This window comes from Pseudomonas sp. MDT2-39-1, assembly GCF_054898085.1.
This window is the reverse complement of record NZ_CM142716.1, coordinates 2,669,250-2,680,951: the sequence shown is the minus strand read 5'-3', so window position 1 is coordinate 2,680,951 and position 11,702 is coordinate 2,669,250. Positions and strand designations below refer to the sequence as shown.

The window sequence follows — 11,702 nt, the reverse complement described above, 5'->3', positions numbered from 1 at the left end:
GTCGGGTTCCTCGGCAGGTCGTTATTGTGGGTCCGGGCGTCTTCGTGCGCCGGTGATGCTCAAGTTACGCAGCATAGCCCCTGTGAAAGCGCACTACGGCGACCAGCTCTTGCACTGCAGCGACCTGTCCTCTTGAATGCCATCGACAACTGGCGTATCAACGTCCACACGCTACCCGTCAACCGAGTGCGCTCCATGTCCCAGGATTTCTACTTTTTGTTGATGCCGGGTTTCTCGGCCATCGGTTTCATCTCGGCGATCGAGCCGCTGCGGGTCGCCAATCGCTTTCGCGGCGAGCTGTATCGTTGGCATGTGCTGAGCGCTGACGGCGGCGCGGTGCTGGCCAGCAATGGCATGTCGGTTAACGCGGATGCGGCGCTGGAACCGTTGAAGAAAGGCGCGACCCTTTTGGTGGTCGCCGGCTTCGAACCCCTCAAATTCGCCACTCCGGCGCTGGAGCATTGGCTGCGCCGACTCGACAACGAAGGCGTGACCCTCGGCGCCATCGACACCGGCAGTTTCGTCCTCGCCGAAGCCGGCCTGCTCGACGGCCATCGCCTGACCCTGCACTGGGAAGCCATCGACGCCTTCAAAGAATCTTATCCACAGCTCAGCGTTACTCAGGAGCTGTTCGAGATCGACCGCCGGCGCATTACCTCCGCCGGCGGCACCGCGTCCATCGACCTGATGCTCGACCTCATCAGCCAGGCTCACGGCCCGGAACTGGCGATCCAGGTCAGCGAACAGTTCGTACTGGGGCGCATCCGCCCGCGCAAAGACCACCAGCGCATGGAAGTCGCCACGCGTTATGGCATCAGCAATAAGAAATTGGTGCAGGTGATTGGCGAGATGGAGCAGCACAGCGAACCACCGTTGAGCACATTGGCGTTAGCCGAATCGATCAAGGTGACGCGGCGGCAGTTGGAGCGATTGTTTCGCCTGCACCTGAACGACACGCCGAGCAATTTCTACCTGCGCTTACGGCTGGAGAAAGCGCGGCAGTTGCTGCGGCAGACGGACATGAGTGTGCTGGAAGTGAGCATCGCGTGCGGGTTTGAATCGCCGTCGTATTTCACCCGCAGCTATCGGGCGCGGTTTGCGCGGTGCCCGCGGGAAGATCGCCGACAAAGCCAGAAGGCCTGAACCTCCAGCGGTGAAACCGGACCCTGTAGGAGCGAGGTTTGCCCGCGAAGGCGGCGTATCAGTCGACACTGATTTTGGATGTGCCGGCCTCTTCGCGGGCAAGCCTCGCTCCTACAGGGTCTGTGCCACTTACTTTTTCATCAGTGCGGAGCAGGCCGCTTTAAATGCCTCATGCTGATACTTGTTCAGCGTCTCTGGCAGTGCAAAGTCGAATTTCTTGTTCTGCGCATTGATCGTCTGCGGCGACAGCAACGTCACCTCACAACTCTCCAGCAACTGAAAAACGCCCTCGATCTTGAACGTGGTCGGCCCGCCGGCGAATTCACCCTTCTTGCTGCGTTTCTTGATCGCAATCCGGTCGACGGAATTCTCACGCACGAACGACGCCACCTGAGCAGCAAACACTTTGACGTTGGCGGCTTCGTCGTCATCGTCCAAAGCGATTTTCTTGGTGGTCAGGGCGACGTGGCTCAGCGTCTGACCGTCCAGCGAGGCCACGGCGATGATCGCTTCGCTGCCTTTGATTTCGATGCCGCAGATTTTCATGTCGATCCCTTTCACCAATGGTTGTGTGCAGCCTACAGCTCAAGTTGATTGGCCGTGATACCAAACGCCGCGGCAATTTTCTCGCGAGTGGCCTTGCGTGGCTTCGCGACGGTCTCTTGCTGGGCAAAAGCCGGTTGAGAAATGCCCATACGTTTGGCCACTTCATCCTGTGTAAGGTTCAAGTGTTCGCGCCAGGCGCGAATCGGTGTAGCGCCATCGACGATACGGCTGACCACTTCGTGTGGGATCAGGTCGGGCTCAATTTTTTGTGCCACGTATTGCGCGTAAGGGATAACCACGAATGCCGGGTTTCCGTCTGCGTCATTGATGATTTGAACGTCAGTAGGTGCGTTCATCGCGTTTTTTGACCTCTTGAATACTGACCACTTTGATTGCGCCATCCCAGTCGAACATGACTCGATAGTTACCCACTCGAAGTCGATAGGCGTAGTCATGACCGACCAGTGCTTTGACATTGCCGATGTCAGGCATGTCAGTCAGCACAGTGACTGCATCACGAACCTGGATCTGGTGAGCGGAATGCAATTTCAGAAGCTGCTTAACGGCTTTTCGAGTCCAGTGAATGCTGTTCATGGGAGAATATAAGTCTTTTATAAGATTTTCCAATCGTTACTTATATTTCTCTCTCGGCCAATTAACGAAGCATGTCGGGATGTTGCCCGGGCAATAGGGTCTGCTGCGAGGTGTAGGGAGTGCTGTAGGTTTAGTCAGCAAGGTTTGTAGGAAACAGCATCTCTTGAGAATCGAAAGCCGGAGACGGTGCCAGCTTCCGACAGAAATTCAGGATCACTCCTGCCCAATCGACTCCAAAAACTCCGACCGCTCATCACTCATCCGCGCCACGCAATCATTCTGCGCAATCGTGAACGCCTTGCTACCACTGGTCGCCGGAAACGCCTCAACCGCGCAATCCGCATCCCGGGTTTTCAGCCACTGTTGTTGCGCAGCCTTGAGCTTGGCGGTGATGTCGGCCAGTTGCGCCTGATTCTTGCCGTAGGCCGTTTGCATGCGCTCGTTCAGACTTTGGTAGTTGTCTTTGAGCAGGTCTTCGGCGGTGGTCCTGCTGTAGGCGGAGCATTCCAGGGTCTGGACGTCGTTTTCGACTTTGTCGCAGGGGTTGTCGTCGGCCTCTTCAGCCGCGTGTACGCCGGTCGCTATCAGTGCCAAAGCCAGGAAGATCGTTCTCATTGCGACGCAGCCCCTTTTTTTTAGTGCCTATTCAGTAATGCAGCGAATTCTGGCCCAAGCCGCGGCCCTTGAACAGGTGGGTGATTGCGTCCATCAACGACCCTTTGTCGCAGATTGACGCTTTCGGCAAACCCCCTGTCGTTTTTGCACCCGGCTACCCCGTCCCTCAGGCATATGCTGGCCCCAAAGCGCCGGCACACGATTCGGCGCACGAATCGCTAATAGGGGACAGCCTGATGAGCCCAGCCGAATTGCACGCCGACAGCATCGTTATCGACGGGCTGATTATTGCCAAGTGGAACCGTGAGCTGTTCGAAGACATGCGCAAGGGCGGTCTGACCGCGGCCAACTGCACCGTGTCGGTGTGGGAGGGCTTCCAGGCCACCGTCAACAATATCGCCGCCAGCCAGAAGCTGATCCGCGAAAACAGCGACCTGGTGATTCCAGTGCGCACCACCGCCGATATTCGCAAGGCCAAGGAGCAGGGCAAGACCGGCATCCTGTTCGGCTTCCAGAATGCTCACGCCTTCGAAGACCAGATTGGCTACGTCGAGGTGTTCAAGCAGCTCGGCGTCGGTATTGTGCAGATGTGCTACAACACCCAAAACCTGGTCGGTACCGGCTGCTACGAGCGCGATGGCGGCCTGTCGGGTTTCGGTCGTGAAATCGTCGCCGAGATGAACCGCGTCGGCGTCATGTGCGACCTGTCCCACGTGGGTTCGAAAACCTCTGAAGAAGTCATCCTTGAGTCCAAGAAACCGGTCTGCTACTCCCACTGCCTGCCGTCGGGTCTGAAAATTCACCCGCGCAACAAATCCGATGAAGAACTGAAGTTCATCGCCGATCACGGCGGTTTCGTCGGTGTGACCATGTTTGCGCCGTTCCTGGCCAAGGGCATCGATTCGACCATCGACGATTACGCCGAAGCCATCGAATACACCATGAACATCGTCGGCGAAGACGCCATCGGCATCGGCACGGACTTCACCCAGGGCCATGGCCAGGACTTCTTCGAATACCTGACCCATGACAAGGGCTACGCCCGCCGTCTGACCAGTTTCGGCAAGATCATCAACCCGCTGGGCATCCGCACCGTCGGCGAGTTCCCGAACCTGACCGAAACCCTGCTCAAGCGCGGCCATCCCGAGCGCGTGGTCCGCAAGATCATGGGCGAGAACTGGGTCAACGTCCTGAAGGACGTCTGGGGCGAGTAAGCCACAGCACCTCTGAATCCTTTCCCCCGGCCGTCCGCGCCGGGGGCAACACCCAAAATTTTCTGGAGTTAAGTTTCCATGGCCAAGATCGCCCCGCAATTGCCAATCGAAGTCGACAGCGAAACCGGTGTCTGGACCTCCGACGCCCTGCCGATGCTGTACGTACCGCGTCACTTCTTCGTCAACAACCACATGGGCATCGAGGAAGTGCTGGGCGCCGACGCCTACGCCGAAATCCTCTACAAGGCCGGCTACAAATCCGCCTGGCACTGGTGTGAAAAAGAAGCTGAATGCCACGGCCTGGAAGGCGTTGCGGTGTTCGAGCACTACATGAAGCGCCTGTCGCAACGCGGCTGGGGCCTGTTCAAGATCCAGGACATCGACCTCGACAAAGGCACTGCCAGCGTCAAGCTCGAACACTCGGCGTTTGTCTACGTGTACGGCAAGGTCGGACGTAAGGTCGACTACATGTTCACCGGCTGGTTTGCCGGTGCCATGGACCAGATTCTGCAAGCCCGCGGCAGCAACATTCGCACGGTTGCCGAACAAGTCTACGGTGGCTCCGAAGAAGGCCACGACGACGGTTTGTTCACCGTCAAGCCGTTGTAAGTCGAGGACCCCGCCATGGCTTTCGAAGCAATGTTCCAGCCGATCCAGATCGGCAAACTGACCATCCGTAACCGCGTGCTCAGCACCGCGCACGCCGAGGTCTACGCCACCGACGGCGGCATGACCACCGACCGGTACGTCAAGTACTACGAAGAGAAAGCCAAGGGCGGGATCGGCCTGGCGATTTGCGGCGGTTCCTCCAGCGTGGCCATCGACAGCCCGCAAGGCTGGTGGAAGTCGGTCAACCTGGCCGACGACCGGATCATTCCGCACTTCCAGAACCTGGCCGATGCCATGCACAAGCATGGCGCCAAGATCATGATCCAGATTACCCACATGGGCCGTCGTTCCCGTTGGGACGGCGAGCATTGGCCAACCCTGCTGTCGCCGTCGGGCATCCGTGAACCGGTGCACCGTGCGACCTGCAAAACCATCGAGCCGGAAGAAATCTGGCGGGTAATCGGCAACTACGCCACTGCGGCTGGCCGCGCCAAGGCCGGTGGCCTGGACGGCGTCGAATTGTCCGCCGTGCACCAACACATGATCGACCAGTTCTGGAGTCCGCGGGTCAACAAACGCACCGACGAGTGGGGCGGCAGTTTCGAGAACCGCATGCGTTTCGGCCTGGAAGTGATCAAGGCTGTGCGGGCTGAAGTCGGCCCGGATTTCTGCGTCGGCATCCGTCTGTGCGGTGACGAATTCCACCCGGACGGCTTGTCCCACGAGGACATGAAGCAGATCGCCAAGTACTACGACGACACCGGCATGATCGACTTCATCGGCGTGGTGGGTTCGGGTTGCGACACCCATAACACCCTGGCCAACGTTATCCCGAACATGAGTTATCCACCGGAGCCGTTCCTGCACCTGGCTGCCGGTATCAAAGAAGTGGTCAAGGCCCCTGTTTTGCACGCGCAGAACATCAAGGACCCGAACCAGGCGACCCGTATTCTGGAAGGCGGCTACGTGGACATGGTCGGCATGACCCGCGCCCACATCGCCGACCCGCACCTGATCGCCAAGATCAAAATGGGTCAGATCGACCAGATCAAACAATGCGTCGGCGCCAACTACTGCATCGACCGTCAGTACCAGGGCCTGGACGTCTTGTGCATCCAGAACGCCGCGACCTCCCGTGAATACATGGGCGTGCCGCACATCATCGAGAAATCGACCGGTGTGAAGCGCAAAGTGGTGGTGGTCGGTGCCGGTCCTGCCGGGATGGAAGCCGCTCGCGTGTCGGCCGAACGCGGCCACGACGTGACCCTGTTCGAGAAGAAAGAATTCATCGGCGGGCAGATCACCACTGCCTCGAAAGCGCCACAGCGTGACCAGATTGCCGGTATCACTCGCTGGTTCCAGCTTGAGCTGGCGCGTTTGAAAGTCGACCTGCGCCTGGGCGTGGCGGCCGATGCGGCAACTATTCTGGACCTGCGTCCGGACGTGGTGGTGCTCGCCGTCGGCGGTCATCCATTCCTGGAGCAGAACGAACATTGGGGCGCGGCTGAAGGCCTGGTGGTCAGCAGCTGGGACATCCTCGATGGCAAGGTCGCACCGGGCAAGAACGTGCTGGTCTACGACACCATTTGCGAATTCACCGGGATGTCGACCGCCGACTTCCTCGCTGACAAGGGCAGCCAGGTCGAGATCGTCACCGACGACATCAAACCGGGCGTGGCGATTGGCGGCACATCGTTCCCGACGTACTACCGCAGCATGTACCCCAAAGAAGTGATCATGACCGGGGACATGATGCTGGAGAAGGTCTACCGCGAAGGCGACAAGCTGGTGGCGGTGCTGGAGAACGAATACACCGGCGCCAAAGAGGAGCGGGTGGTGGATCAGGTGGTCGTCGAAAACGGCGTGCGTCCGGACGAAGAAATCTACTACGCCCTGAAGGAAGGCTCGCGCAACAAAGGCCAGATGGACATCGAAGCCCTGTTCGCGATCAAGCCGCAACCATCGCTGAGCCAGGCGGGTGACGGTTACTTGCTGTTCCGCATCGGCGACTGCGTGGCCCAGCGCAACACCCACGCTGCGATCTACGACGCGCTGCGGTTGTGCAAGGATTTCTAAGAGCTTGTGGATAACCCTGTAGGAGCGAGGCTTGCCCGCGAAGGCGTCCTGACATTCAACATTGATGTCGGCTGATCCATCGCCTTCGCGGGCAAGCCTCGCTCCTACAGGAATTCGAGCAAGGCATCCAGCTAGTTAGGCCTGCAAGACCCGAGGTCTTTGGGAGCTCCACCATGTTGAACACCCTTCTTCCAATCCTGTTGTTCGCTGCTCTGGGCCTCGCTGTCCTGGGCGCGTTGCGGCGGGTGGCTATGTGGCGTCGAGGCCGGGCTTCGAAAGTCGACCTGATCGGCGGCCTGTTCGCCATGCCCAAGCGCTACATGGTCGACTTGCACCATGTCGTCGCGCGGGACAAATACATCGCCAACACTCACGTCGCTACGGCGGGTGGTGCGGTGGCGTCAATGGTGCTGGCGATACTGGTTCACGGTTTCGGCCTGCACAGTCGCATTCTTGGTGTTGCCCTGCTGATTGCTTCGGCGGTGATGTTCGTCGGTGCGATTTTCATGTTTCTGCGCCGTCGCAACCCACCGGCTCGCCTGTCCAAAGGGCCATGGATGCGCCTGCCGAAAAGCCTGTTGGCGTTCTCTGCGAGCTTCTTCCTGTTGACCCTGCCGGTGGCGGGCATCCTTCCGGAAAACTTCGGTGGCTGGGTGCTGGCGGCGATCCTCGGCGTCGGTGTGCTGTGGGGCGTTAGCGAACTGTTCTTCGGCATGACCTGGGGCGGGCCAATGAAGCACGCCTTCGCCGGTGCCCTGCATTTGGCCTGGCACCGTCGCGCCGAACGTTTTGGTGGCGGCCGTTCCACCGGTTTGAAACCGCTGGACCTGAACGATCCGACCGCGCCGCTGGGCGTGGAAAAACCCAAGGATTTCACCTGGAACCAACTGCTCGGCTTCGACGCCTGCGTGCAGTGCGGTAAATGCGAAGCCGCGTGCCCGGCGTTCGCCGCCGGCCAGCCGCTGAACCCGAAAAAACTGATTCAGGACATGGTGGTCGGCCTCGCCGGTGGCACTGATGCCAAGTTCGCTGGCAGCCCATATCCTGGGAAGCCAATCGGCGAGCACGCCGGCAACCCGCATCAACCGATCGTCAACGGTCTGGTGGACGCTGAAACCTTGTGGTCCTGCACCACCTGTCGCGCCTGCGTCGAGGAGTGCCCGATGATGATCGAGCACGTCGATGCCATCGTCGACATGCGTCGCCATCTAACCCTGGAAAAAGGCGCAACCCCGAACAAAGGCGCCGAAGTCCTCGAAAACCTGATCGCCACCGACAACCCTGGCGGTTTCGCCCCGGGCGGGCGGATGAACTGGGCGGCGGATTTGAACCTGAACCTGCTCAGCGAGAAGAAATCGGTCGACGTGCTGTTCTGGGTCGGCGACGGCGCCTTCGACATGCGCAACCAGCGCACCTTGCGTGCCTTCGTCAAAGTGCTGAAAGCGGCCAAGGTCGACTTCGCCGTACTGGGCCTCGAAGAACGCGACAGCGGTGACGTGGCCCGACGCCTGGGCGATGAAGCGACGTTCCAGTTGTTGGCCAAACGCAACATCCAGACCCTGGCCAAGTACAGCTTCAACCGCATCGTCACCTGCGACCCGCACAGCTTCCACGTGCTGAAAAACGAGTACGGCGACTTCGACGGCAACTACCTCGTGCAGCACCACAGCACCTACATGGCCGAAATCATCGGCGCTGGCGCCCTGAACCTCGGCCAGCACAAAGGCAGCAGCGTGACCTATCACGACCCGTGCTACCTCGGCCGTTACAACGGCGAATACGAGGCACCGCGTGAAGTACTGCGCGCCCTCGGGATCGAGATCAAGGAAATGCAACGCTCCGGTTTCCGCTCGCGCTGCTGCGGCGGTGGCGGCGGTGCGCCGATTACCGACATTCCAGGCAAGCAACGGATCCCCGACATGCGCATGGAAGACATCCGCGAAACCGGCGCCGAACTGGTGGCTGTGGGTTGCCCACAATGCACCGCGATGCTCGAAGGCGTGGTCGAACCGCGACCGCTGATCAAGGACATCGCCGAACTGGTGGCGGACGCGTTGCTTGAAGACGCTGCGCCTAAGCCGACCACACCGGCCCAACGTGAACCTGCGGAGGCCCACTGATGAGCGACATTATCCGCCGCGACCCACGCGCCGAATGGATCGCCCGCAACCGCCTGCACCCGCTGCACGCAGCCATGCAGCCGGCGCAACACAGCTGGATGGGGCCTAATGGCGTTATCCGCAAGAATCCCCATGGCATCGGTTTTATCGGTCCCAACGGCATCAAACGGATCGACCGCAGCGGCGCTCAACAGGGCGGGGCGAGCAAACGTTCGGTCGCGGTTGAAGTGCAATTGCCGCTGCATCAAGTACCTGCACCTGCGTTTTACATCAGCGTGGTGCCGGACATGGTCGGCGGCCGCTTGAGCAGCCACGACCGCGACTTGCTCGGTCTGGCTCATCAGTTGGCCGGCAAGGACGGCGCGGTGTTGGCCGTGGTCTTCGGCGAACACAAAGAAAACGCATTCGCCACCGCGGGCGTCGATCGCTTGCTGGTGATGGATGGCGACGAATTCAGCGGTTATGCACCGGAACAAAGGGTCCAGGGCCTGCGGGCTGTGGATAACCAGTTCAGCCCACGTCACTGGTTGCTGCCGGACAGCCGCAGTGGCGGTGGCGAACTGGGTCGACGCTTTGCCGCTGCACTGGGCGAACGCCCGGCCACGCGGGTCTGGCAGGTCAAGGATCAGGAGTGCATCGGCCGCGCCGGCGCTGGGTTGCAGGACCTTGCGCGCCCGGTCGCTCGCCTGATTCTGGCCGCCGTCGAGTGCGCCGAGCCGGTCAGCGAAACCCGTCACGAAGCCTTGCCGGTGGAGTTATCCACAACGGTTGCCCGCAGTCTGTCGCGCATCGAAGATTTAGGCGCGGTGGCGGTGGATCCGGCGGCGATTCCGATGGCCGAAGCCGAATTCATCTTCTCCGGCGGCAACGGGGTCAAGGACTGGGGACTTTTCCACAGGACCGCCGAAGCATTGGGCGCCACTGAAGGTGCATCTCGGGTGGCCGTGGACGATGGCTTCATGGCCCGTGACCGTCAGGTCGGTGCGTCCGGCACCTGGGTTACCGCAAGGGTCTACGTGGCGGTGGGGATTTCCGGGGCGATCCAGCACCTGCAAGGCATCGGAGCCTGCGACAAAGTGGTGGCGATCAACCTCGATCCTGGCTGCGACATGATCAAACGGGCCGACCTGTCGGTGATCGGTGAAAGCGCCGAAATTCTTCAAGCCTTGATCGATGCGGTAGAGGCTTACCGCAATGAAGCCAAGCGCGATGCGGCTTAAGGAAAGGAAAGGGTTATGAGCACGAAAATCATCAGCCTGGTGTCCATCGGCGCCCACCCGACTTCCGGCCGGCCACGTCGCGCTGAGCAGGATGCGCGAGCCGTGGAACTGGGTCTGCAACTGGCTGGGGATAACCTGCAAGTGCTGCATGCCGGCGATGTCGCGGAGCCTGCATTGCGCGCGTACCTGGGCATGGGCCTGGAACAGTTGCATGTGCTTGAACAACCTTCAGGCGCCGATGCACTGCCGGCATTGACCGCGTATTTGCGTGACGCCGGGGCTCAGGTCGTGCTGACCGGCAGCCAGGCGGAAACCGGCGAAGGCTCGGGCATGTTGCCGTTTCTGCTGGCGGAAAATCTGGGCTGGCCGCTGGTCATAGGGCTGGCTCAAGTTGAATCCATCGACGGCGGTTCGGCGCTGGTGCTGCAAGCCTTGCCACGTGGTCAACGCCGTCGTCTGAAGGTGCGGTTACCGTTTCTCGCCACTGTGGATAACGCTGCGCCGAAACCTCGGCAGAGCGCTTACGGCCCGGCCCGACGCGGGGTGTTGCAGGCGGATGAAGTCGAAGTGATCGACGATGAACTGCTGGCGCTCGCCACCCTGCAACCGGCCAAGCCACGGCCTAAACGCTTGAAGGTGATCAAGGCCAAGAGTGGCGCGGACCGGATGAAAGCCGCGACGGCCAAGGCCAGTGGCGGGGGCGGGCAGGTGCTAAAAGGGTTGAGTGCGGAGGCTGGGGCTGAAGCGATTCTCAAGTTGTTGATCGAAGAAGGCGTGGTCCGCTAGCGGTCCTGTGGGGGCAGGTAAATGGCAGTTGAATTTCGTTCGGCCCTGCGCGCGGATGCGCGGGAGATTGCTCGTTTGTTTCAGATTTCATCAGAAGGCGCTGCGGATTACATCTGGAGCCAGCTAGCGCAGCCCGGCCAGGATTTGCTGGAAGTGGGCGCCAGTCGCTACGCCCGTGAAGACGTGGATTTTTCCTGGCAGAACTGCCTCATTGCCGAGGCAGGGGGAAATGTCATCGGCATGATGCACAGCTACGTGATGCGCCACGATCCGCTGGCGGCCCCCGTGACCGATCCGGTCCTGGCGCCCTATGCCACGATGGAAATTCCCGACACCCTCTATATTTCCAGCCTGGCGCTGCATGAAGGCTGGCGAAATCAGGGGCTGGGCAAGCAATTCCTCGCCTACGCCTACGACCGTGCCAACCAGCTTGGGCTCAATGGCTTGAGCCTGATCGACTACGCCGTGAACACCGGCGCCCGCCGGTTCTACGAGCGACATGGCTTCCGTGTCGTCGATACCTGCCAGATCACACCGCACCCGATGATTCGGGTCACGGGTGAGGCGTATCTGATGTATCGGCCTTAAGGCACGAACCCAATCCCTGTGGGAGCGGGCTTGCTCGCGAATGCGGTGGTTCAGTCGACATCAATGTTGGATGTCAGTCCGCCTTCGCGAGCAAGCCCGCTCCCACAGGGGTGATGTGTTTATCCACAATCCCTGTTAGCGCTTCTGTGGATAACGTGTTCGCCCATCGCTACACAGCATGCAAATCAAGC

12 protein-coding genes are annotated in these 11,702 nt (G+C 60.3%); 8 read left to right on the top strand and 4 right to left on the bottom strand.

Features of this window, described 5'->3' with window-relative positions:
• The first annotated feature begins 195 nt into the window (after positions 1 to 195).
• Positions 196 to 1,143, top strand: a complete 948-nt coding sequence (locus ACYZTM_RS12890) for a GlxA family transcriptional regulator (RefSeq protein WP_461989135.1) — start codon at positions 196 to 198, stop codon at positions 1,141 to 1,143.
• Between the two features lie 129 nt (positions 1,144 to 1,272).
• On the opposite strand, the gene ACYZTM_RS12885 is transcribed toward ACYZTM_RS12890, so the two are convergent.
• The 4 genes from ACYZTM_RS12885 to ACYZTM_RS12870 form a co-directional block, all read right to left on the bottom strand.
• Positions 1,273 to 1,689: a DUF3010 family protein gene (locus tag ACYZTM_RS12885; protein ID WP_461988885.1), complete on the bottom strand. Its 417-nt coding sequence runs from the start codon at positions 1,687 to 1,689 to the stop codon at positions 1,273 to 1,275.
• 32 nt (positions 1,690 to 1,721) lie between these two features.
• Positions 1,722 to 2,045, bottom strand: coding sequence for a helix-turn-helix domain-containing protein (locus ACYZTM_RS12880; protein ID WP_131060642.1), 324 nt, complete (start codon positions 2,043 to 2,045; stop codon positions 1,722 to 1,724).
• Positions 2,029 to 2,283, bottom strand: a complete 255-nt coding sequence (locus ACYZTM_RS12875) for a type II toxin-antitoxin system RelE family toxin (RefSeq protein ID WP_131060643.1) — start codon at positions 2,281 to 2,283, stop codon at positions 2,029 to 2,031. The genes ACYZTM_RS12880 and ACYZTM_RS12875 overlap by 17 nt, the downstream gene beginning before the upstream one ends.
• Positions 2,284 to 2,496: 213 nt before the next feature.
• Positions 2,497 to 2,898: a lysozyme inhibitor LprI family protein gene (locus ACYZTM_RS12870; protein WP_131060644.1), complete on the bottom strand. Its 402-nt coding sequence runs from the start codon at positions 2,896 to 2,898 to the stop codon at positions 2,497 to 2,499.
• Between the two features lie 236 nt (positions 2,899 to 3,134).
• On the opposite strand from ACYZTM_RS12870, the gene ACYZTM_RS12865 reads away from it, so the two are divergent.
• From ACYZTM_RS12865 to ACYZTM_RS12835, 7 genes are all read left to right on the top strand, one after another.
• Positions 3,135 to 4,112, top strand: coding sequence for a dipeptidase (locus ACYZTM_RS12865; RefSeq protein ID WP_131060646.1), 978 nt, complete (start codon positions 3,135 to 3,137; stop codon positions 4,110 to 4,112).
• Positions 4,113 to 4,190: 78 nt separating this feature from the next.
• Positions 4,191 to 4,721, top strand: coding sequence for a DUF5943 domain-containing protein (locus tag ACYZTM_RS12860; protein WP_003194877.1), 531 nt, complete (start codon positions 4,191 to 4,193; stop codon positions 4,719 to 4,721).
• 15 nt (positions 4,722 to 4,736) lie between these two features.
• Positions 4,737 to 6,797 carry a dimethylglycine demethylation protein DgcA gene (gene dgcA / locus ACYZTM_RS12855; protein ID WP_282380559.1) on the top strand — a complete coding sequence of 687 codons (2,061 nt, stop codon included), beginning with the start codon at positions 4,737 to 4,739 and terminating at the stop codon, positions 6,795 to 6,797.
• 173 nt (positions 6,798 to 6,970) lie between these two features.
• Entirely contained in the window at positions 6,971 to 8,917 is a 1,947-nt protein-coding gene (gene dgcB / locus ACYZTM_RS12850) for a dimethylglycine demethylation protein DgcB (RefSeq protein ID WP_461988884.1), read from the top strand.
• Complete coding sequence (gene etfA / locus ACYZTM_RS12845; RefSeq protein ID WP_461988883.1) at positions 8,917 to 10,137, top strand: electron transfer flavoprotein subunit alpha; 1,221 nt, start codon at positions 8,917 to 8,919, stop codon at positions 10,135 to 10,137. The genes dgcB and etfA overlap by 1 nt, the downstream gene beginning before the upstream one ends.
• 15 nt (positions 10,138 to 10,152) lie before the next feature.
• A complete protein-coding gene (gene etfB, locus ACYZTM_RS12840; protein WP_131060651.1) occupies positions 10,153 to 10,923 on the top strand; it encodes an electron transfer flavoprotein subunit beta in 771 nt (256 codons plus the stop codon).
• A 21-nt stretch (positions 10,924 to 10,944) separates the two neighbouring features.
• Complete coding sequence (locus ACYZTM_RS12835; protein WP_461988882.1) at positions 10,945 to 11,511, top strand: GNAT family N-acetyltransferase; 567 nt, start codon at positions 10,945 to 10,947, stop codon at positions 11,509 to 11,511.
• The last annotated feature ends 191 nt before the right edge of the window (positions 11,512 to 11,702 follow it).